We start from the raw sequence: 22,846 nt of genomic DNA on the forward strand, positions 1-22,846 counted from the left end.
TGGCCCTACAGCACAGCAACTCCACAGAACCCCATCTAGCACAAAACATATATCACCTCTATCACCTCTATCACCTCTATCACCTCTATCACCTCTATCACCTCTATCACCTCTATCACCTCGACAAAAAAACTTTTCCCAGGTTATATTGGTTGATATAGCAACTAGTTTTACATTTGCCCCATGATTGACGAAAAAACGCTTCAGGCGAAGTTTGCAGAACGGATGGGCTCACAATCCATCTTTATGATCAGCCACGTTGGCCACCTGATGGCAAAGCGGGCCAATCGCGAACTGACCCGGCTTGGCTTCACGATCCAGATCGAGCAGTTCCCGGTGCTGTTTGTTACCTACTTTGCGGGTGAAGATTTGCTATCTCAGCAGGACATTGCCAACATGCTTCAGAAAGATAAATCGGGCATTCAACGCTCCATTCGCACATTAGAACGGGATGGCTACCTACGCGTAGTACCCGACAGCATTGACCGTCGCAAGAATTTGATCCGTTTGACACCCGCCGGGAGGATGATCATCGAGCAGGCAATTCAAACCACCGAAATGCTTGACCAACACGTGATGAGCCAGCTTTCTGAGGCAGAAAGAGACGCTTTTTTGACTACGACCCGCAAAATCATTACACTATTAGACAAGTAACTTTTTTTTAGCTAATTAGTTGATACGTCTACTGTAGATACATCAACCTTTGTATTTATGAAACGATTAATTGCACTTAGCTTAGGGCTGATCCTGTGGCTTCCGCCTCAGGGCTGGTCTCAGGCACCGTCTCAACCACAGGCACCCGCACCAGGCGGCTTTCGATTGAAAGACTGTATCGATTACGGCCTGAAGAATTTTGGCACCGTTCGCATTGCGCAATATCAGGTTCAGACCGCCAACGAGCAGGCGCGGGAGGCGTTGAGCCAATACCTGCCACAGGTGTCGGCTACCGGTACCACTACCGACAATCTGAAACTGCAGCAGAGCGTAATTCCGGCGGGTGTATTCGGGCCGGAACCACGGGTGTTCATCATTGGTCAGAAGTATCAGACAAACCTGACTGGTCAGCTCACTCAGACGATCTACGACCGGTCGTTGCTGATTGGACTCAAGGCCAACAAGCCGAACCAGCAACTGGCCGCCCTGAATACACGCCAGACGCAGGAAGATGTGATCTATAACATTGCCAGCAATTATTATCAGGTGTTTGTGTCGGAACAACAGATTGCGCTCCTCCGCGACAACCTGCAACGTACCCAGCAGGTGCTCAACATCCTGAAACTACAGCGCGATAACGGGGTGATTCAACCAGTGGATTATACACGGACGGAGGTAAGCTATAATAGCACCCAGTCGCAGTTGACGCTGGCCGAGAATGACCGCAATCTGGCACTCAACCGGTTGAAGTATCAGATGGGCATGCCACAAGACCAGACCCTTACACTGGCAGATACGAGGCTGCTGACCCAGTCACCAACAATCGAACAGGAACCTTTTGACCCTAAACGGCTGGTTTCGTTCCAACAGGCCGAGACAAACATCATCCTGCAACAACTTCAGCTACAGCGCATTAAAGCGGGCTATTTGCCTACGCTGAGCCTTACGGGCAACTACGGCACGGTGAATCTGGGCGCTCAAACGATTGATAATCTCTTCACTAATTTCGTTGGTTTTGGTAGTGTAGGCCTACGCCTTAACATTCCCATTTTCGACGGATTTCGCCGGGATTCACAGCTTAAGCAACAGCGGCTAACGTTGCAGACCCAGCAGGAGCAGCAGAAGTTGAATACGTCAGCCTACCAACTCCAGTTCAACAGCGCCCAGTCACAGATTCAGCGGGCACAAACCAGTTTACAGAACGACGAACGCAATGTGAAGCTGGCGCAGGAGGTTTACAACATCACGACGCTGCAATATAAGCAAGGCACCAAGCTACTGACCGACCTGATCAACGCCGACAACTCGTACCGCGAGGCCCGGACCAACTACATCAATTCGCTCATTAACCTGTACCAGGCGCGGCTCGATCTCGAACAATCGCAGGGCAAACTCCTTTCTTTCTACAACCAACTCTAAACTAATAGTCATTGAGTAGTCATTCATTGTCATTAAGTGGTCATTGGTTGTCGTTCATTGCAAAAACGACAAATGACTACAAATGACAATGAATGACTACCTAATGACACTACATAATAGATCATGAAAAAGACAACACTTTTTGTTATAGTGGCGATACTGGCTGTCGTTTCCCTGATTGGGTTCCGGCTGGCTTCCAACAAGAAAACGATCGATGCTCAGAAACAGCCAGTCGTAAAAGCCAACGTGGCCATTCCGGTCACGGTAGCACCCGTGGTAGAAGGCACGGTGAGTCAGCAACTCGTTAAAACGGGCAACCTGATCCCATATAAAGAGGCCGATCTGATTGCCACGACGGCCGGCAAGGTGACGAAGGTCAATTTCGCGCTGGGCTCAACCGTTCGTGAAGGCGCTGTCCTTGTTCAACTCGATAACCGCTTGAAAGAACTGTCGCTGGAGGCCACACAGCTCTCGATCGACCGACTGAAGAAGGACGTAACGCGGTACAACACCTTGCTGGCAGGTAATGCCACCACCGAATTGCAGGTAAACGACACGAAATACAACTACGAAAACGCACTGAACCAAGCCGAGCAGATCAAAAAACAGATTGCCGATGCCAATGTGAAAGCGCCTATTGGTGGGCGCATTGTGCAGAAAGACATTGAACCCGGCGAATACATCACCGTGGGTAAAGTGCTGGGGCGGGTACTCGACGTAGCTCGGCTAAAGGTGGAAGTACCAGTCAACGAAAGCGATGTGTACCGTCTGCGTGAAGGGCAAGCCGTTCGGGTTTCATCGGATGTTTTCCCGGGCAAAACGTTCGGCGGTCGTATCACCTACATCGCCCCACAAGGGTCGGAAGAACACAATTATCCTGTCGAGATCACAATCGACAATGCCAATGGCCTGCGCGCAGGTACGTTCGTTAACGTTGATTTTTCGCAGAAATCGAATCAGCGGGCGTTGCAGATTCCACGCGCCGCGCTGGTTGAAAGTATTAAGAATCCGTACGTCTACGTCATCAACGGCAACACCGTTAGCCGCCGCACGATCACCGTTGGTCGTGACTTTGGCGACTCAATTGAGGTGCTGAGTGGGCTTAACGCGGGCGATCAGGTGGTGACCACCGGCCAGTTGAACCTGAGCGAAGGGAAACAAATTCAAATCACGAAATAAAGGGTTTGTGGTTTGTTGTCTGTGGTTTGTGGTTGCTTCGCTAATCAGCAGCGCAACCACAAACCACAGACAACAAACCACAAACCAATAAAGCCATGTCAATCTCCGAAATAGCCGTTAAACGGCCGCTGCTGGTGACGACGATTTTTACCGTTCTGATCCTGTTCGGTTTCCTGAGTTACAAGCAGCTTTCGTACAACCTGTTGCCCAAGTTCGAGGCCAACGTCATCAGCGTAGCCACGGTCTACCGCGGGGCCTCGGCCGATGAAGTGGAAACCAACGTAACCAAGCGAATCGAGGATGCGCTATCAGCACTGGAAGGCCTCGACCGCATGACGTCGACCTCGCAGGAAGGCGTGTCGAGCGTGATTATCCAGTTGAAAAACGGCGTAAACACCACGCTGGCCCAACAGGACGCCCAACGCAAGATCGAGCAGATTTTGAACCAACTGCCCGACGCCGCCGACCGGCCCATTCTGAACAAGTTCTCGACCGACGAAATACCGGTGTTGCGGATGGGTGTCACGGCCAATATGTCGCCGACGGCCCTGTATGACCTGATCAACAATGACATCAAGCCACAGCTCTCGAACGTATCGGGCGTTGGGCAGGTGAACATTATTGGTGGGAACGAGCGCCAGATTCAGGTGAACGTGAATACCGAAAAACTACGCGGCTACGGCGTGTCCATCGGTCAGGTATCGCAGGCCATCAACGCGGCCAATGCCAGCTATCCGGCCGGGCAACTGGAAACGCGGCAGTCGCAATATTCGATTCGGTTCGATGCCTCGGTGCAAACGGTGAATCGGCTGCGTGATCTGATCGTAGCCAACCGGGCCGATGGTTCGCAGGTGCTGCTGAAAGACGTGGCCGAAGTGGTTGACGCCAGTACCAAGCCAACGGCCATCAACCACATCAACGCGCAGCCATCCATTGGTGTCCAGATTCAGAAGCAGTCGGATGCCAACGCCGTGTCGGTTAGCCAGCAGGCGCAGGTAAAGATCAAGCAACTGGAGAAGCAATACGCCAACGTTGGCCTGAAATTCAACATTGCGTCTGACCAATCGATCTATACGCTGGCGTCGGCCGACGCGGTGGTGTTCGATATGGGCCTGGCCATCCTGATCGTGTCGGTGGTGATGCTGTTGTTCTTGCACAGTTTCCGATCGGCCATGTTCGTACTGGTTGCCCTGCCTTCGTCCATGATTCCGACGTTTGCGCTGATGTACCTGATGGGCTTTTCGCTGAACCTGATGACGCTAATGGCCCTCTCGCTGGTGGTTGGTATCCTGGTCGATGACTCGATCGTGGTGTTGGAAAACATTAACCGACACCTTGAAATGGGCAAAGACAAACGAACGGCCGCCCTCGACGGTCGGAGTGAAATTGGTTTTACCGCCCTGGCCATTACGCTGGTCGACGTAGTAGTATTCGTACCCCTGGCCATGACCGGCGGCCTGATCGGGAACATCCTGCGCGAGTTTGCCCTGGTTGTGGTTTTCTCAACGCTGATGAGCTTACTGGTATCGTTTACGCTCACGCCACTGCTGGCCTCGCGCTTCGGCAAGATCGAAGTATTAAATCCAAACTCACTCTGGGGTAAACTGAACCTCGGTTTCGAGCGCATGATCGACCGGCTGACCAACGCTTACGGCCGGATTCTGGTCTGGGTGCTGGGCCACAAACGGTACATCTTCCTGTCGGTGATTGTGCTGTTGGTCGGCTCTATTTACCTCGTCCCGGCTGGTTTCATTGGCGCGGCGTTTATGCCGCAGAGTGATCAGGGCGAAATGAGTGTGCAGATCGAGCTGGCTCCCACCGCGTCCATTTACCAGACAAACGCCGTAGCGCAACGGGCCGAGCAGATCATCCTGAAGCACCCGGAAGTAACCAATGTATTCAGTAACATTGGCTACAGCAGCACCGGGCTGGGTACGTCGGCCAACAGTAATCTGGCCGATATGAACGTGAAGCTGATCGACAAAAAGCAGCGCAAACTATCGACCGAGCAGTTTGGTCAGATGCTGAAAAACGAAGTGAGCCAGATCCCCGGCGTTCGGGTAACGGTAGCGCCCGTTGGCATTGTCGGTGCGTCGCAGGCCCCCATCATGATCGCCGTGAAAGGCACTAACCTGGCCGATATTCGGAAAGCCGCCGCACTGGTCAAACAGGTAACGGCGTCGGTACCCGGCACGCAGGACGTGAAGTATTCGGTGAAAGATCCGAAGCCGGAAGTGACAGTCAACCTGAACCGCGATAAAATGGCGCAGTTGGGCATCAGCGCGTCCGACGTAGGTATTGCCCTGCAAAATGCCTTCCGGGGCAATGACCTGTCGAAGTTCAAGCAGAACGGAAATGAATACGATATTCTGGTGAGCCTCGACCAGTTCGACCGCACGCAGGCATCCGATGTGTCGCGCCTGACGTTCGTAAACAACCAGGGCAAAACGTTCGAACTGTCACAGTTTGCTACGGTGCAGGAGCAGGTGGGTGAAAGTGTACTGGAGCGCATCGACCGGCTGTCGTCGATCACCATCAACGCACAGGTAGTTGGTCGTCCGGTGGGTACGGTAGGTGCCGATATTCAGGCGAAGATGGCGCAGGAGAAACTACCCGAAGGTGTGTCGATCCAGTACCTTGGTCAGTTGCAGCAACAGTCCGACGCCTTCGGTAGCCTGGGTCTGGCCCTGGGCATTGCCATTCTGCTGGTGTATTTCATCATGGTGGCCCTCTACGAAAGCGTGGTCTACCCCTTTGTGGTACTGTTCTCCATTCCCGTTGCGCTGATCGGCGCGTTGCTTGCCCTGGCCCTGACCATGGAAAGCCTGACCGTGTTCGCTATCGTGGGTATGATCATGTTGCTGGGTCTGGTGGCCAAGAACGCCATCCTGATCGTTGACTTTACCAACCAGTTGAAAGCGGAAGGGCACGAGGTAGTCGATGCGCTGATCGAAGCGGGTAAAGAACGGTTGCGCCCCATTCTGATGACCACTCTGGCGATGATTCTGGGTATGTTGCCCATCGCCTTAGCCAGCGGCGCCAGTGCTGAAACGAAAAACGGCATGGCCTGGGTCATCATCGGCGGTCTGACTTCCTCGCTCCTGTTGACGCTGCTCGTTGTCCCATCCATGTATCTTGTGGTAGACCGGCTCATTGCCCGCTTCACCAGGAAAAAAGTAATTCCCCAGAAGCCGCAGGAACTGGAAGTCGCCAAAGCGATTAGTTAAGGCCACTGCGCGAAAGTAAAAAAGGCCGATCTGGATCCAGATCGGCCTTTTGGTTTGTAACATCACGAATCGGGTAGTATACGGCCTAACAAAACCATCAATGTCACCTTGCAAACCGAATAGCCAGTATCAGAACTGCAAGGTTAACAGGACGAACTAGACACCTTCCGTTTCATATACGGCCAATCCTTTCTGCGTGAGCAGGCCGCGCACGAAATGGTATTTGATCGCCTGCTCATCGCCTTTGGTAGGTACGTCCATCTGGCTTTGCTCTACCCAGAGCCAGGCCAGCACCGTGATGTTCAGATCAGGACGGTATAAACCCTGCTCAATACCAGCCCGAAGGTTGGTAACCAGAATTGTGTTGATGTAATGGGCTTTAAACGTCTGAAAAAGATGCCAGGCGGTGAAGTAGTGGCGCTCAATATCCAGCAGTAAGCTGGGGTTGACTGTCTGTTTATAATGAATCAGCCGGTCCCATATGCGTAACGCACTCGTAATGGCATTGGCTTCCAGCGCCTGGATAGCGTCCGCTTCATCCAGGCTTTCGTTCAACTGATTTTCCAGCATTTGCTGCACCAGATCTTCTTTATTTTCGAAGTACAGATAGAGCGTCTTCTTCGAAATGCCCAGTTGATGGGTAATATCGTCCAGCCGGACGGTCTTCACGCCAAAGTGATTGAACAACTGCCTGGCTTCCGTGATAATCCGTTCTTTCATCAATTGCTTAACAGGCAAAACAAAAAAATGGCTATCAGATTTCGGGAGTGTGCAGGACACACACGGGTTCACGCCAGTAGAAAAGTTGATAGGAACACCCGCTTTATTTGGTTTTGCCGCACCAATTTGCCGGCCTTTACTACAACTTGCCGTCATTAAGCACACAGTCATTTTTCCCAATGTCTACTTCCAACTGGTATACCGTCCAAAACGCCGATGACGTTGACTCGCCGTCGTTGCTGATTTATCCCGACCGGGTGAAAAAAAACATCCAGACGGCGATCCGGCTGGCGGGTGGTGTCGATCGACTCCGGCCGCATGTGAAAACGCACAAGATGGCGGCGGTAACCCAACTGATGCTGGCGGCAGGCATCTACCAGTTCAAATGCGCTACCATTGCCGAAGCCGAGATGCTGGCCCAGGCTAGTGCGCCCGATGTGTTGCTGGCCTACCCGGTTGTCGGCCCCAAAATGACCCGCCTGTTTGCGTTAACGACAACGTACCCAGCTACTCATTTCGCCTGCCTGATCGACAACCTGGAAACAGCCCGGCAACTCTCCAATGTGTTCGCCGCCAACCCATTAGCCGTGTATATCGACCTAAATATTGGTATGGGGCGTACCGGCATCTCCCCTACCGCCGCCGTACAGCTCGCGGCTGATTGCGCCAGTTTGCCGGGTATCCGGCTGATGGGGCTACATGGCTACGATGGCCACATCCGCGACACCGACGTACCCACGCGCACCAGCCACGCCGACGTAGGGTATGCGTTGGCCAGCAACGCCCGACAGGCAATCGAAAACGCGCGGCAGAAGCCACTGACGCTCATTATGGGCGGTACGCCAACCTCAACGATTCATGCGGAACGAAAGGGCGAACGCGTACAGACGAGTCCAGGTACGTTCGTTTTTTGGGATGCGGGCTACGCTGCTCTGTTGCCCGATCTGCCTTACGAGATTGCTGCCGTATTAATAACGCGGGTCATTTCGGTAATTGATGAATCTACCCTGACGCTCGATCTGGGCCATAAATCGGTAGCCGCCGAAAATCCGCAACCCCGCGTGCTGTTCTTCGAGCATCCTGACGTACAGCTCATTGGCCAGAGCGAAGAACACCTGGTTGTGAACGTACCCAATGCCCGCCAGCACCTGCCCGGCGAGGTCTGGTACGGCGTTCCAAAACACATCTGTCCAACCGTCGCGCTCTACGAGTCGGTAAAAGTTGTTACCGATGGACTGGTCACGGATACCTGGCCCGTCACGGCTAGAGCGCGTCAGTTGACGATTTAACGGAACACGGGTTTTAGCAAAAGAAGACTGTGGCAGCGAGTGACTGTTTAGGGGAAACTAAAAACGGGTTGAAACCCGTGTTACTATTCTTCTCCAGATTCGTTCGGTATCACTTTATCCGGCTCAAGCGGATTTTGCCGGAAGATGCGCTCGAGCAACGTGAACAATTCCGGGTGTTTAGCCTGCAACAGGTCGGGGCGTTTGAAAAAGTACTCCGACACGACTGCGAAGAACTCCGCTTCATTGGTAATTCCATACGGGTTTATGTCCGACTTACTGGCTTTTATTTCGTTGATAGTTCGATGAATCTGTCGAATCCAGGGCTGGAGGTATTCCTTCGGAATCATGTATGCCGGCGTGCCGTCGATGGCACCGTCTACCTTGTCGAGCAGATGAACAAACTCGTGGATGCCGGTATTCTCTTTGCTGGTTTCAACCGCAAAGCCGTTCCGTAAAGCCGGTCTGGAGAGCGCCATCGTACTCTGTAAGGCGCCCCCCTCGCCTACCTGACCCATGATTGCCAGGTCTTCGCCTTTGGTTTCGTACGACTCGTTGAACGTACCCGGGTAAAGCAACACCGTAGTCAGGTTGGGATATTCCCAGCCGTCGAAGGCAAAAATGGGAATAATCGCGCTGCTGGCAATCAACACCTTATCGAGTTCGTCAACCTCTGTATCGACGCCCTCGATGGTAACTTTTGCCAGAAACTGACTTACCCGATTAGCAAATGATTCCTTACGATCATCAGGTAACGATTGGTAATATGGCACGTTCTGCGCCAGTAGCGTTACATGATCGGGGTCAAGTGGATCCACCACCGCCTTTTTAGTCCGGGCGAGGAGCCACCACAGCAGCCCCGCCACAACGAGCAGAATAAGGAAATATAGCATAGATTCACTACTAACTCCGCCCGCGACAACATGTTTACCTTCGACATCCACCTTGATCTGGCGCTAAATGCCATTGAGTGGAACCGCGACTACCGACAGAACGTACCCACGATTCGCCTGTCGGAGCAGGGCATGACCGATAAGCCCGACCGGAGTCGGGGCGTCGTGTCGCTGCCCGACCTTCGCCGGGGGCAGATTGGCCTGGTGGTGGCTACACAGATTGCCCGTTTTAATCAGACAGACAGCAGTTTACCCGGCGCAGGCTGGAACTCGCCGCAACAGGCCTGGGCCATGACGCAGGCGCAACTCGCCTGGTATCAGAGCATGGAAGACGACGGCTGGATGCGGCAGATCACCAACCGCCAGCAACTCGACGAGCACGTGGCGATGTGGCTCGACGCCTCGATTCCAACCGAACAGAAACCTATCGGCTTCATCCTGAGCCTCGAAGGAGCTGATTCACTGGTGAACCTGACGTACCTGGAAAAAGCCTACGCCTACGGATTGCGGGCACTTGGCCCGGCCCATTATAGCACAGGCCGTTACGCACCCGGCACCGGCCTCAGCGGCCCGCTAACCCCGATGGGCCGCGATTTGCTCCGCGAAATGGATGCGCTGGGCATGATTCTGGACGTAACCCACCTCACCGACGACGGATTCGATCAGGCGCTTGAGCTTTACCAAGGACCGATCTGGGCCAGCCATCACAACTGCCGGTCGCTGGTGCCGCACCAACGGCAACTCACCGATGGTCAGATTATTCGGCTCGCCGAGCGCGGGGCTATCATTGGCGGCTGTCTGGATGCCTGGATGCTCAAACCGGGCCTCACCCAACGGGTACCCTTCCAGTCGCACACGTTCGGCGTAACACTCGAGACACTGATCGATCACTACGATCACATTTGCCAGCTTACCGGCTCGTCACGCTACTGCGCCATCGGCTCCGACCTCGACGGCACCTACGGACTCGAACAGTCGCCCGCCGATCTGGATACGATCGCCGATGTGCAGAATTTACGCGGGCTACTTCTGAAACGCGGTTACAGCCCCGACGATGTAGCCGCCATTTTTCACGGAAACGGCCTGCGTTTTTTGCACACCGCATGGTCGGCCCAGTGAGGGAGTGTGTTCAGGCAGGACATTGACATTGCCAACGCTTGGCCCTTCAGGTACGTTAACGTACCCAGCCTACGGCGTTTCGAGCACCGGCTCGTTTGCCTGAATGCTGTACTCAGTAGGCGTCATGCCGAACTGGGCGCGGAACGCACGACTGAAATACTTGGGATCGCTGAAGCCAACGGCGAAGGCGACCTCTGATACACTGGCTTTACGCTGCTTGAGCAACAGTTCGGCTTTTTTCAGGCGAGTCGTTCGTAACAGATCAATGACCGACAGGCCCGTCAGCATCTTCACCTTACGGAACAAAACGGGCCGGCTCATCCCTATTTCACCCACCAGACTTGTCACGTTAAACTCAGGGTCCTGAAGGTGTCGATCCAGCACAACCATAAGCTGGTTCAGGAATTTGGCGTCCGGGTGGTCTAGCTCCTGCGCCTGGGGTTGCAGCGTAACGAGCCGGTTATATTTGGCTTTCAACTGGTCGCGGAGGGCCAGCAGGTTGCTTACCCGCGCCTGGAGCAGAATTGGGTGGAAGGGCTTGGTGAGGTAGTCGTCGGCACCAGTTTCCAGGCCGGTCAACTGGTTGTCTACCGTATCTTTGGCCGTCAGGATAATCACCGGAATATGGCTCGTTCGCGGGTCGGATTTGAGGCGATGCGTGAGCGCAAAACCGTCCATGATCGGCATGGCCACGTCGGCAATCACGATATCAGGCAGCAACCGCGACGCTTTTTCCCAGCCTGCGGCACCATCAGCCGCCTCGATCACCTGATAGGTATCCGAGAATAAATGGCGAATATAAATCCGAATATCATCCTGATCTTCAACGAGTAACACGATCGGCCGGTCGGCATTTTCTGTATTGACTATGCCTATTGGTGGCCCCACAGGCGGTTGTGCCTGTGGCAAAGACAGCGACGGTTCGGGAGCAAACGCGGGCTTCGTCGGTGTAGGCAGCGGACCAGAAACCGTGACGGGCAAACTGATTGTAAAGCGGGTATAGCCCGACTGTAGACTGGTTGCCTTCCGGCTTTCAACATTGATTTGCCCGCCGTGCTGCTCGATGATATGCTTGCTCAGGGCAAGACCCAGGCCAAAGCCAGAGTCGCGCGTTTTTGGCTGATTGACCTGATAGAACTGGTTGAAAATATGGTCGATATCCCCCGCCGAAATGCCCTGCCCAGTATCTTCAATGAGGATAACCGCATTTTCTTCCCCATTCAACAAGGTGAAATCCTGCTGTAGCCGCACCGAGACTGTTCCATCTGTCGGTGTAAACTTAAACGCATTCAGCAGCAGGTTCGACACTACTTTTTCCAGTTCTTCTGCATCAATCCAGGTATGGAGTGTGGCTACCTCCGATTCATTGAGCAACGTAATACGGTGCGTACGGGCGTGTTCGGCAAACGAGTCGGTGATGGTGCGCAGAAACGCAACCAGGTCGACTTCCTGTTTCTGGAGCTGAATATTGCCGGTTTCGTGTTTCCTAAAATCGAGCAGTTGGTTCAGCAGCCGTAACAGGCGGTCGGTACTATTCCGCATAATCGACAACTGCTTTTGAACAGCCATATCGCCCGCATATTGACTTGCCAGCACTTCGATCGGTGCCTTTACCAGCGTTAACGGCGTCCGGATTTCGTGGGCGATCTCGGTAAAGAAATTCAGCTTGATCTGGTGAAGCTCCTGCTGCCGGGTTTTCTCGTCATGTTCTACCTGCAGGTCATGAGCCAGTTGAAGCCGACTCTGATTAAAGCCCGACCACAACCGCAACAGGCCAAGGAACGTAAGCACATACAGGCCATACGCCCAGCCTGTTTTCCAGGGCGGCGGCAGTACTGTTATTTTCAGTTCCAGTGGTTTACTGTTCCAGACGTCATCGTTGTTTGTCCCTTTTATCCGAAGCAGGTAATTCCCCGCCGGTAGATTCATGTAGGTAGCCTGTGGTTCACTGACGTAATTCCAGTCCTTATCAAAATCCACCAGTTGGTAGGCGTAGCGGTTTTTGGGCGAATTGATATAGTTGAATGCGGCAAAATCCAGCGAGAAAACGTTCTGCTGGTAGGTGAACGTAAGCCCATCCTCCGAGTCAACATTCAGTTCATCAGCTAGCTCAGCAACCGGTTGATTGAACAGGCGAAGCTGGGTGAACGCTAGTTTAGGTGCCTTCGTGTTGCGGCGAATGCTGTCTGGATGGAACATGACAATGCCGTTGTAGCCGCCAAAATAGAGATTGCCGCGCTCATCCTGATAAGTGGAATTGGGCGTAAACTCTTTACAGATCAGCCCATCGTGCCGATCGTAGGAGATGAATCGGTTCGTTTGGGGATCAAATTGAGCCAGCCCCTTATCGGTACTGATCCACAGCCTGCCACGCTGGTCTTCCTGAATACCAAATACGGTGTTACTGGGCAGACCGTGCGTTGTTGTGAAGTGGCGAAACGACCGTTGATCGGGCAGTAACAGATTCAGGCCGCCATCGCGGGTGCCAACCCACAGTCGATGTTGCCGATCTTCCAGCAAACAAACTGCATGATTGCTGCTCAACGACGTACTGTCCCCGTTTTGCTGGTAATAGCGAACAAAGGCGTTCTGGCCCGTAATTTTCCGGTTCAAGCCGTGAATGGTGCACACCCACAGTTGTTGCCGGCTATCAAGTAACAGGCTGGTCGTATTGTCGGAACTGATCGACGATTGCCGGTCTGGCTGATGGCGGAGTGATGTAAATGAGTTCGTTTTTTCATCGAACTGGCAAAGGCCGGCAAAGTAAGTAGCGATCCAGAGTTTTCCCTGTGCGTCCCGTTTCAGGTCATAAATATGATCGTCGGGTAATGAATGCGGGTTATTCGGCTCGTGCAGGTAGCGGGTAACCGTTCTTTTACGTAAGTCAATGTAATTGAGCCCTTTGAGTGTCCCCACCCAGAGACCATTCGGTCCCTCGGCCAACAGACATTTCACCTTGTCGTTGGTGAGCGACTGGCTATTTTTGGGGTCATGGCTATAATGATGGGCAATCGTTTTATCCGCGTTCAGCAGAAAAAGTCCCTTGTCTTCGGTGCCGAGCCAGCGCTGAGCCGGGTTGCTGGCAGATAGCATTGGCCCCGAAATTTTGAACGGCATTCCCCCCCGGCTATCGACCGGGCGATAGGAGCCAAACTGCCGGGCCAGCGGACTGTACATACTGACACCGCCGAAATAGGAGCCCACCCAGAATGACCCGTCACGATCCCGAAACAACGATCGTATCGAATTGTCGCTCAGGGAGCTAGGGTCAATCGGCTGATTCATGTGCGTTGTAAACCGGCTCCCATCCTGGGCAATAATGTGTAGCCCTGTCATGGTGCCTACCCAGAAATTCCCTTTACCATCGGGCAAAATTGTCCGGACGGTCTGGGTGCTCAAATCAAGGCCGGGGGCGGGGTTCCAGGAGAGTACGTTACCCTGCCGCTGGTCGAGAAGGGCAATACCATTCCGATCAGTGCCCACCCATAACCTGCCAAAACGGTCTTCGGCGATCGCATTTACCCCGTTCGACGTGTTATGGTAAATAGAGTCGGCGGCATGCAGGAAAAAATTGGTTAGTTCAAACAGTCCCGCCCGCGTAGGCTTAAGTCTGGACAACCCGGCCGAGGTGCCCACCCAGATAGTCTGGTCCCGGCCTTCGTAAATGGTTCTAATCGTCTGATTGCTCAGGTCGTGGTGCCCGTCAGTCAGGTCAACCAGTCGGTCGCACCGATTCGTATTGGCCTGTATCCTGAACAGCCCCCTTGGCGTACCAAACCAGATCCGCTGCTGCCGGTCTTCAAGCAGGGTATTTATGGTTGAATCGGCCAGCTTTCCCGTCGCCACAATCCGGGGATTAACTGCTTGAAAGTCATCCTGCTGATGCCGGTAGAAGGCTATTCCTTTTGATGTGCCTACCCACAGTTGCCCCTGCCTGTTTAAAATCAGGCTGTTGACAATGTTCGATGGCAAGCTGTTGGCAACGCCATTGCGGGTTTGATAAACAACAACGTGCCGGGAATCATAGCGATTCAACCCATTACGGGTGCCAAACCACATGAAGCCTTTCTTATCCTGCGCGATGGTGTATACACTACTCTGGGATAATCCCTCCTCAATGCTCAGGTTACTAAAATGCTTTACATCAGGCTGACTCACAGCATTTTGCCCTGTCATCAGCCATGTAACACCCAACCACATTACAAAACACAACCTGCTGCTTCCCATCCGCATCTCTCTAAAAACAACTAGCAATAGCTACTATACAAGGCAAATAGACCTTTAAGCTAATAATTTCCTGGAACAGTTTTATTTCGCTGTTGTATAAACAAGGTTCATACAACAGCGATAAGGTGAGTTGTAGCTGGTGTTTACTCAGTTTAATCGAGCGAATTGAGCGGCTGAACGTACCTACGCCCGCATTGGCTGAATACGCAGGTACGTTAGCGAACGCCAGAGCCATTCGAGAGGGCCATAGCGGAAACGGGCAAGCCAGAACCGGCTAAAGAGCACCTGCGCCAGATAGATAGGCAGTGTGATCAGCGCTGCCTGCCACACCGTCGTTTTGTTGAGCAGGTCGAGGCCAAACCCAAAGAACAGGTATGTACCAATAACCGTCTGGAGTACGTAACTGGTCAGGCCCATCTTGCCAACGGAAGCCAGCGGATGGATGGTCCAGGCCCAGGAGCGACGTTGGAACAGCAACGTGAAACCGGCGATGTAGAAGATCGTCAGCAGGGCCGATTGCAGGTCGTAGAGGATGTTGAAGAGCTGAATGGCCCAGGCGGGTGGTGCTTTGTCGCTGCCAAAGATGGCGAACAGCGCCAGGCCAATGGCGGTAATGCCTAACACACTGAAGCCGGAAAAGCGCGTTAACCGGCGGAACCAGCGCTTCATATCGGTCAGTTGTTGAAAAAGCCGTCGCCGCCCCGCGTAAAGGCCAAGCAGGAAGAAACCCAACGTGACGTAGATACGGCCACTCTCGACCTGAAACTGCATTTTTTCATCGAATGCACTGGCATTGAACCGAATAAGATCGGGATAGCTACCCTGTGTCAACACCGTGTAGTACGTCTGTGCGTCCTGCTCAAACGATTTCTGCTGCTGCTTCGGGTCCGTTTTTGCGGGTGGACTGATGTATGTTCCATAGACCGTTCGTAGCCGGTTGGGTACGTTCGCCACCAGCAGCAGCGCAATCACCAGCACCACTTTGTTGGGCAACCTGCCGAAAGGCAGCATCAGGAAACCAAGTATAGCGTAGATGGACAGGATATCGCCGCGCCACATCAGGTGATGCGCGAAACCAATTGCCCCCAGAATGAGCAACCGCCAGGCGAAACGACGGTAAAACACACCGGATGATTCCTGCGAACGAGTCATCATCAGTGCAAAACTCAGCCCAAACAGAAAGGAGAAGAACGTATAGAACTTACCATCGAAAAAGATGCCGATGATGCCCTGCGTTATTCCATTGGCCAGACCGCCGGCCTGGCCTTGATAAACACTGCCAGGGATTGATCCGGCGGTAAACCATTGCGCACAGTGGACCACCAGGATACCGAAAAGAGCAACGCCACGGAGCGCGTCAACTACTTGAATACGACTCTGTTTGCCAGGTACGTCTGGCGGGGAAACCGTTGTGAACGGTGAGGCAGGATTCATAAATTAAGGGTAGGAATGTTTTTACTCAAAGCTATCCAGAACCTTATCGGAACGCTAGCAGAAACGGGATGAGCTGTTAAAATAATAACCTGAACGGATCCTATGTATACCCACGGCGCTGTCACTTGCCTGTCCTGCTCTTTTGCTACAGACCCTTCGATCAGGCCGGTCCGCCGCTTGCCGAATCGGTGCGGGCGCCGACAGACTCAGGGCTATGCGAGAGCAACTTCACAATCCGTCCATCCTGTAGAATCCCTACAAGGCCGGGTAATTCCGGGCGACATCGTCCAGTACCAGCACCCAATCCTGACCGTAGCCCTGGGTGGGTGGTTTGAACAGCATGGGCCGCTGATTGTCAAACGTGCCGGCTGGCTGGGCTTTGCCCGACCGGGGGTCGAACCACGTGGCGGTAACACGCTTTCCCGACACCTTACCCGGATTGACCGTAAATGGCTTTCCGGCCGCCGAATAGATGAACGCATAATCGGTACCCCGCGTGGCCTGAACCCGCTCGGCCGGGCTGAGGGAACCCTCCACAACCAGCGACTGATCGGGCACGCGGTCGAGGAGTGGGCGGGCTGTCATTAACCGCCGAACGTGCTTCATCTGGTTGGCTCCGGGCAACTCCAGCGCTTCGGGCCAGTACAGATGTGGCCCGTTTACGGCTGGTCGGTTGGGGCTGTACATCTGCCAGATATCATGGCATCCGTAGGTATGGCCGTGTGCGCCCGCAAACAGGTCCAGGTAGGCATACAGGCGCACATCATACGCGTTGGACGTACCCAGATCGCTGGCGTTGAAACAAACCGGATGATCTTCATAAATCGGCTCGGCGTCCATAGTCGGCTTGATGGGCTGACGGTTATACGAAACCGCGATGAAATCATAGACAGGTACGTTGCGGCAATGGCCGTTCTGGTGCATGTTAAAATCGAACCAGGCATCCTGCGAAAACCAGGTCGAAGCACCGCCATCGAGCCCGTTCGGCTGTGGATGATACGACATCAGGGCCTTGTCGGCACCACCAACGCCTTCTTCAATACCCGCAGCCATGGCCCGCCAGATAGCCACATCGGCCGAACCGGCACGGGGATTCCGGTCGCCGCCCAGTATCCAGACAATGTTTTCGCGGTTTTTATAGCGGTCACCCAGGTATCGTCCGTAGGCGCGGGCATTGGCTGGATTGAAGATCTCCGGTCCGCTTCCCCAGGTGTTTTTAAAAACCTTATCACCCCAGGTCGGCAGAAAAGCGATGACGATACCGTACTGAGCGGCTCTGTCGATAATATAATCAACGTGGCTAAAGTAAGCATCGCTGGGCTTTGTCGGGTCATTGTCCAGCAACGGCACGTCTCCATACGGATTCTTATCCTTAAGCCCATCGAATTCGGCCAGGGCCACTGCCTGCACGACCGTAAACCCCTGTTCAGCCCGCCGTTTGAGGTAACGGTCCGCTTCGTCGCGGTTCAGGCGGTGGAAAAGCTCCCAGGCAGTATCGCCCAGCCAGAAAAACGGCGTTCCATCCCGATGGACCAGATACCGTTTATTGTCGGCTACCTGTAGTCGGCCACCCGTAAACGGCTGCTGCGCCAGCGCCAGACGGGACAGCGCCATAATCAAAAGAAGTAGACGTATCTTTTTCATCAGGTTTCGAGTTGACCGTACAGTTGGGATGGCCCACGAGGACAGGCCATGCCACTGATCGTGCATACGTACCTGAAAAGTCGATTCCTATTTTTGTCCTACTCAAAAAGCGAGACGAGCAGGTCCACAGACAATATAAAAATGACATTTTTAGAAAAACTCAGTAGCAACCGGCCCCTGCTGGGCACCATCGTCTCGCTCCCCTACCCGGAACTCAGCGAATTGCTGTCGATGGCTGGCTTCGACTGGCTGTTCATCGACATGGAACACGGCCCTATATCAATTAAGGATGCGCAGCGGCTGTTGCAGGCCATCAAAAACGACTGTAACGCCATTATCCGGGTGGCCGAAAACAACCCGATTCTGATCAAACAAGCCCTCGACATTGGTGCCCAGGGCCTCATCATTCCTCTTGTCAACTCAGCGGACGAAGCGCGGCGGGCGGTAGCCTCGGCCAAATACCCCCCGATTGGGAAACGGAGTGTAGGCATTGCCCGAGCGCATGGCTACGGAAGCCAGTTTGCCGATTACATTCAAAAAGCAAACGAAACGATTGCCGTTATTATCCAGATCGAGCACGAAGAGGGCGTCAGAAACCTGGACGAAATTCTGGCCGTCGACGGGGTCGATGGGGTTTTTATTGGCCCCTACGATCTATCCGGCAGCATGAATAAACTGGGCGACGTGGCTGACCCCGCCGTTCAGGACGCGATCCGGGCGGTTAAGGCGGCCTGTTTGCAGAAAGAAATACCTGTCGGCCTGTTTTTGCAGCAGGCCGACAGGATCGAAGCTGAACTGGCCAGCGGCACCAGGTTCCTCGCCGTGGGCACCGACACGTTTTTTGTCTGGAGCGGTGCGCAAAAAATCATCGACGCATTCAACGCAGCCAGCCAGGTACGTTAGCACTCCTCACCGCCTATCGGGTAGCCGAGGGGGATTGTATGCCTGTTAACGGAGGTCGGTTATGGCACAAAAATCCATATCGCCATAGTCGAGGTTTTCGCCCGCCATACCCCAGATAAAGGTATAATTGGACGTACCTGACCCGGAGTGGATCGACCAGTTTGGCGAGATCACGGCCTGCTCGTTCTGCATCCAGATATGGCGGGTCTCCTGCGGTTGCCCCATAAAATGACAGACCGATTGCCCATCGGGAATCTCGAAGTAGAAATATACTTCCATGCGCCGGTCATGCACGTGAGCGGGCATGGTGTTCCAGACACTGCCTGGCTTAAGTTCGGTCATACCCATTTGCAACTGGCAGGTAGGCAACACGCTATTAACCAGCAACTTGTTGATGGTCCGGTGATTAGCCGTTCCCATACTACCCAGCTCTACCACTTCGGCATCCTGCCGCGACACTTTGCGGGTGGGGTAGCGATGCGTGGCGGGCGTGGAGTTCAGGTAAAATTTGGCCGGTGCCTGCAAATCGGTCGACACGAATACGACTTCCTGCGTGCCTTGCCCAATATAGAGGGCTTCTTTGTAACCCAACTCAATGGTGTCGCCATCGACCACCACCTGACCGGCACCACCCACGTTGATAATACCCAGTTCGCGGCGTTCCAGGAAGTACTGTGCTTTCAGGTAATCCGGTGTATCGAGCCGGACAGGACCAGCAACAGGCATGACGCCCCCGGTCATATACCGATCGAAGAATGAGAGTGTCCAGCGAATCTGATCGGCCACAAAGATGGATTCGATCAGGAAATTTTGCCGGAGTTGCTCCGTGTCCATTCCCTTCACCTCGTTGGGTGAACTGGCAAATCGGCTTTCGAAAAATGTGGGCTTTTCAGCCTGCGCTTCGGTACTGGTTACTGATTCGGTTTGCATAGTTGTATGAGTTCCGTTTTCACAACAGGAAGTTGACGTACAATAATAAGGCTGGATGCCGGGTAGTTAGCTAGCAGGCAGAGCAATAACCCGCCAATCAACTCGGAATCAGCGATTTGGTGAACGTCGGCTTTGTCCGCTTTTTCGACGCCTGCTCGTAGGCGTAGGCGATCGTAAACAACGGCCCTTCCTGATACGCCCCGGCCATGAACGAAAAACCAACGGGTAGGCCATGTACCAGTCCCATCGGCACGGTTATGTGCGGATACCCCGCCATTGCCGCCGGTGGGCAGAAGTAAAAACCAGTATCATAGTCACCGTTGATTAGGTCAATACAGCCGGCAAAACCGATGCTGGTGCCACAGATAGCATCCAGTTTATTGGTCGCCATCAGTTGGTCGATGTGCCGGCGTGAACTCAGGGTTTTGGCCAGCGCATCGGTGTATTCTTTGCTGGTCAGACCTGCTTTTGCTTCGCTGGTTTCGAGGATCTCCTGCTTGAAAAAGGGCATGGCTTCACGGGCGTTCTGCTTGTTGAACGCAATGACCTCGGCCAGCGATTTCACCCCGGCGCTGGCCGTCGACAGGTACCGGTTCAGGCCGTCTTTAAATTCGTATTGCAACACGGTGAGTTCGGCCCCGCCAATGTCGTCCAGGCTCTTGAGCAAGTCGACCTCGACAACGGTAGCCCCTTGTTTGGTCAATACCTCAATGGCCTGTTTATACAAGCCAACGACGCCTTCGTGCCCCTTCAGAAATGATTTTTCAACGCCGATCCGCTTGCCTGCCAAACCAGCCGCATTCAGAAACGGGGTGTAATCGGCTACGCCTTTGCCCCTGCTTTCGCCCGTAACGGCGTCGGCGGGGTCGTAGCCCGTCATGGCCCCCAGTAAAATCGCCGCGTCGGTCACCGTTCGGGTCATAGGACCGGCGGTATCCTGCGTTTTGGAGATCGGAATTATGCCGCTTCGGCTAACGAGCCCGACCGTTGGTTTCAGGCCCACGATACCACAGAATGACGAAGGCGCAATGACCGACCCGTCTGTTTCGGTGCCAACGGCCACGGCACACAGATTGGCAGCAACCGCCGAACCGGAGCCCGAACTGGACCCGCACGGACTCCGATCGAGCACGTACGGATTGCGCGTTTGCCCACCCCGGCTACTCCAGCCGCTACTCGACCGGGTAGATCTGAAATTGGCCCACTCGCTGAGGTTGGTTTTCCCAAGAATTACTGCCCCGGCATCGCGCAGTTTCCGGGCCACAAACGCATCGTTAGCGGCCTTATGTCCCTTCAGTGCCAGCGAGCCAGCGGTGGTCATTTGCTGATCGCCGGTGTCGATGTTGTCTTTCAGCAAGATCGGAATGCCGTGCATCGGCCCGCGTAGTTTACCCGCTTTGCGTTCCTGATCCAGAGCGGCGGCCATTGTCAGCGCATCGGGGTTGATTTCGATGACCGAGTTGAGGCCGGGACCACTTTTATCGACGGCCTGAATGCGGTCTAAATACAGTTTGGTGATGTCGGCCGATGAATACTGGCCTGCCTTCATGTTGGCCTGTAAATCGCCGATCGTCACTTCATTCAGGACAAAATCGTCGGTGAAAAGGGCCGAGTCGGTTTCGTGTTTCGCCTGCGAACTGGTGGAGCAGGCCGCAACGGCAAGCGATGTAGCCGACAGGCTGGCGGCCGAGCTATTCTTGATAAAATTCCGTCTGTTCATCAACGTGATTTAGTGAAAGGGATAGTGACTGTCGGGTAGTTGAAGACTGGCTCAGAAAGGTAGCGTTTCGGCAGAAAACCGATACTAACTTTGCACCTGATCAGGACAGTTGGTAAAGGTATAGAAACCACTTTTATAACCGGGCGACTTAATTTGTCAACTAACTTTTCAGCAGTAACGCTCCTCATTTTTAGCCTGTAAACCCTACGCCACAGACCCGGGATCGAGACCGGTAACGGCCATTTGTTTTCTTCTATGAACGGTATTATTCTTGAACAGCCCGGCGCGTTCAAACGCATCACCAAAGAGCATCCCGGTAAGCCCGCCGCAGGTGAAGTACTTCTGAGAATCAAAATGTTAGGCGTCTGCGGTACAGACTTGCACGCCTACAAAGGTCGCCAGCCTTTTTTCTCGTATCCCCGCATTCTGGGTCACGAAATCGCGGCTGAAGTGGTTGAACTGGGCGACGGCGTGACCCACCTGCGGGTTGGCGATACCTGCGCAGTGATGCCCTACCGGAACATATCGACCGACCAGGCAGTGATGAACGGCAAAACGCATTGCGGCCCTAACGTGCGGGTGCTGGGCGTTCATGAAGATGGGGCCATGCAGGAGTATATGCTCTACCTGGCCGACCATGTTTTTCCCGCCAATGGCCTGCCACTCGACCAGATCGCGGTCATTGAGCCGCTGGCCATTGGCAGCCACGCCATTGAACGCGGGCAGGTACAGCCCGACGATATTGTGCTGGTGGTGGGGGCCGGACCAATCGGCATTGCCGCCGTGATGATGGGTCAGTTCAAGGCCGCCCGCGTCATTGCCATCGACGTCAATCAGTCGCGGCTCGACTTCATCAGTCAGAAGTTTCCCGCCGTCGATACGCTGACGGTGGGCGAAACGGTAGTCGACGAATTGCAGCAATTGCTGGGTGGCAACCTGCCGACGGTCGTGATCGACGCGACGGGCAATAAAGCGTCGATGGAGAAATGCTTTGAGTACGTAGCGCCGGGCGGAACGGTGATCTACGTTGGTTTGTTCATAGGCGACATTTCCTTTCACGACCCTTATTTCCAGATGAAAGAACTAACGTTGCGCACTTCCCGAAATGCCTACCCTACCGACTTCACGAAGATAATCCGCCTGCTGAAAGCCGGGTTGCTCAACATCGATGGGTACGTTACCCACCGCCTCTATTTCGATAACCTGACCGACGAATTTACGTCGCTGTATGACCCGGAGAAGCAGGTTATCAAAGCGGTGATAGCCTACTGAGTTCTTCCCCGCCTTACGACAGATCAACCCTGTCTCGGCTATTTACACTAAATGCTTTGCCTGGGTACGTAGAACTGCAACGTACCCAGGCAGAGCATTTAGTGTAAAAAATAGGTATCCCGATGCTGTATTAGTAGTTTTAAATAGTAATCTATTTCAATTAATGAATACACTAAAGCCACTCCTCTGTAAAAAATAATACCACAAAAACAGGGAAAA

15 protein-coding genes are annotated in these 22,846 nt (G+C 53.8%); 8 read left to right on the forward strand and 7 right to left on the reverse strand.

The window, feature by feature from the left end:
• The first annotated feature begins 183 nt into the window (after positions 1 to 183).
• From ACFE8Q_RS07335 to ACFE8Q_RS07350, 4 genes are all read left to right on the forward strand, one after another.
• A complete protein-coding gene (locus tag ACFE8Q_RS07335; RefSeq protein WP_375444719.1) occupies positions 184 to 654 on the forward strand; it encodes a MarR family winged helix-turn-helix transcriptional regulator in 471 nt (156 codons plus the stop codon).
• Between the two features lie 57 nt (positions 655 to 711).
• A complete protein-coding gene (locus tag ACFE8Q_RS07340; RefSeq protein WP_375444720.1) occupies positions 712 to 2,073 on the forward strand; it encodes a TolC family protein in 1,362 nt (453 codons plus the stop codon).
• Between the two features lie 123 nt (positions 2,074 to 2,196).
• Positions 2,197 to 3,252 carry an efflux RND transporter periplasmic adaptor subunit gene (locus ACFE8Q_RS07345; RefSeq protein ID WP_375444721.1) on the forward strand — a complete coding sequence of 352 codons (1,056 nt, stop codon included), beginning with the start codon at positions 2,197 to 2,199 and terminating at the stop codon, positions 3,250 to 3,252.
• Between the two features lie 95 nt (positions 3,253 to 3,347).
• On the forward strand, positions 3,348 to 6,479 hold the full coding sequence (locus tag ACFE8Q_RS07350) for an efflux RND transporter permease subunit (RefSeq protein WP_375444722.1): 3,132 nt from the start codon (positions 3,348 to 3,350) through the stop codon (positions 6,477 to 6,479).
• Positions 6,480 to 6,635: 156 nt separating this feature from the next.
• Here the strand turns inward: ACFE8Q_RS07350 and ACFE8Q_RS07355 are convergent, their stop codons facing one another.
• Entirely contained in the window at positions 6,636 to 7,199 is a 564-nt protein-coding gene (locus tag ACFE8Q_RS07355; RefSeq protein WP_375444723.1) for a TetR/AcrR family transcriptional regulator, read from the reverse strand.
• A gap of 179 nt (positions 7,200 to 7,378) precedes the next feature.
• Here ACFE8Q_RS07355 and ACFE8Q_RS07360 point away from each other — a divergent pair, with 179 nt between their 5' ends.
• A complete protein-coding gene (locus ACFE8Q_RS07360; RefSeq protein WP_375444724.1) occupies positions 7,379 to 8,488 on the forward strand; it encodes a D-TA family PLP-dependent enzyme in 1,110 nt (369 codons plus the stop codon).
• A gap of 83 nt (positions 8,489 to 8,571) precedes the next feature.
• On the opposite strand, the gene ACFE8Q_RS07365 is transcribed toward ACFE8Q_RS07360, so the two are convergent.
• Positions 8,572 to 9,378, reverse strand: a complete 807-nt coding sequence (locus ACFE8Q_RS07365; RefSeq protein ID WP_375444725.1) for a zinc-dependent peptidase — start codon at positions 9,376 to 9,378, stop codon at positions 8,572 to 8,574.
• Between the two features lie 30 nt (positions 9,379 to 9,408).
• On the opposite strand from ACFE8Q_RS07365, the gene ACFE8Q_RS07370 reads away from it, so the two are divergent.
• The gene (locus tag ACFE8Q_RS07370; RefSeq protein WP_375444726.1) at positions 9,409 to 10,497 is read left to right on the forward strand and encodes a dipeptidase; all 1,089 of its coding nucleotides are present in this window, start codon (positions 9,409 to 9,411) and stop codon (positions 10,495 to 10,497) included.
• Positions 10,498 to 10,566: 69 nt separating this feature from the next.
• Here the strand turns inward: ACFE8Q_RS07370 and ACFE8Q_RS07375 are convergent, their stop codons facing one another.
• The 3 genes from ACFE8Q_RS07375 to ACFE8Q_RS07385 form a co-directional block, all read right to left on the reverse strand.
• Positions 10,567 to 14,655 carry a two-component regulator propeller domain-containing protein gene (locus tag ACFE8Q_RS07375; protein WP_375444727.1) on the reverse strand — a complete coding sequence of 1,363 codons (4,089 nt, stop codon included), beginning with the start codon at positions 14,653 to 14,655 and terminating at the stop codon, positions 10,567 to 10,569.
• A 252-nt stretch (positions 14,656 to 14,907) separates the two neighbouring features.
• Positions 14,908 to 16,158, reverse strand: a complete 1,251-nt coding sequence (locus ACFE8Q_RS07380; protein WP_375444728.1) for a DUF418 domain-containing protein — start codon at positions 16,156 to 16,158, stop codon at positions 14,908 to 14,910.
• Positions 16,159 to 16,413: 255 nt separating this feature from the next.
• Positions 16,414 to 17,802: a glycoside hydrolase family 140 protein gene (locus tag ACFE8Q_RS07385; RefSeq protein ID WP_375444729.1), complete on the reverse strand. Its 1,389-nt coding sequence runs from the start codon at positions 17,800 to 17,802 to the stop codon at positions 16,414 to 16,416.
• 141 nt (positions 17,803 to 17,943) lie between these two features.
• On the opposite strand from ACFE8Q_RS07385, the gene ACFE8Q_RS07390 reads away from it, so the two are divergent.
• Positions 17,944 to 18,705, forward strand: coding sequence for an HpcH/HpaI aldolase/citrate lyase family protein (locus tag ACFE8Q_RS07390; RefSeq protein WP_375444730.1), 762 nt, complete (start codon positions 17,944 to 17,946; stop codon positions 18,703 to 18,705).
• Between the two features lie 45 nt (positions 18,706 to 18,750).
• Here the strand turns inward: ACFE8Q_RS07390 and kduI are convergent, their stop codons facing one another.
• Both kduI and ACFE8Q_RS07400 read right to left on the reverse strand, forming a co-directional pair.
• A complete protein-coding gene (kduI, locus tag ACFE8Q_RS07395; RefSeq protein ID WP_375444731.1) occupies positions 18,751 to 19,635 on the reverse strand; it encodes a 5-dehydro-4-deoxy-D-glucuronate isomerase in 885 nt (294 codons plus the stop codon).
• Between the two features lie 97 nt (positions 19,636 to 19,732).
• A complete protein-coding gene (locus tag ACFE8Q_RS07400; RefSeq protein WP_375444732.1) occupies positions 19,733 to 21,355 on the reverse strand; it encodes an amidase in 1,623 nt (540 codons plus the stop codon).
• Positions 21,356 to 21,610: 255 nt separating this feature from the next.
• Between ACFE8Q_RS07400 and ACFE8Q_RS07405 the strand changes: the two genes are divergently transcribed.
• Positions 21,611 to 22,627: a zinc-binding alcohol dehydrogenase family protein gene (locus tag ACFE8Q_RS07405; protein WP_375444733.1), complete on the forward strand. Its 1,017-nt coding sequence runs from the start codon at positions 21,611 to 21,613 to the stop codon at positions 22,625 to 22,627.
• Positions 22,628 to 22,846 lie beyond the last annotated feature (219 nt).

It is taken from the genome of uncultured Fibrella sp., from assembly GCF_964250085.1.
Classification (GTDB): domain Bacteria; phylum Bacteroidota; class Bacteroidia; order Cytophagales; family Spirosomataceae; genus Fibrella.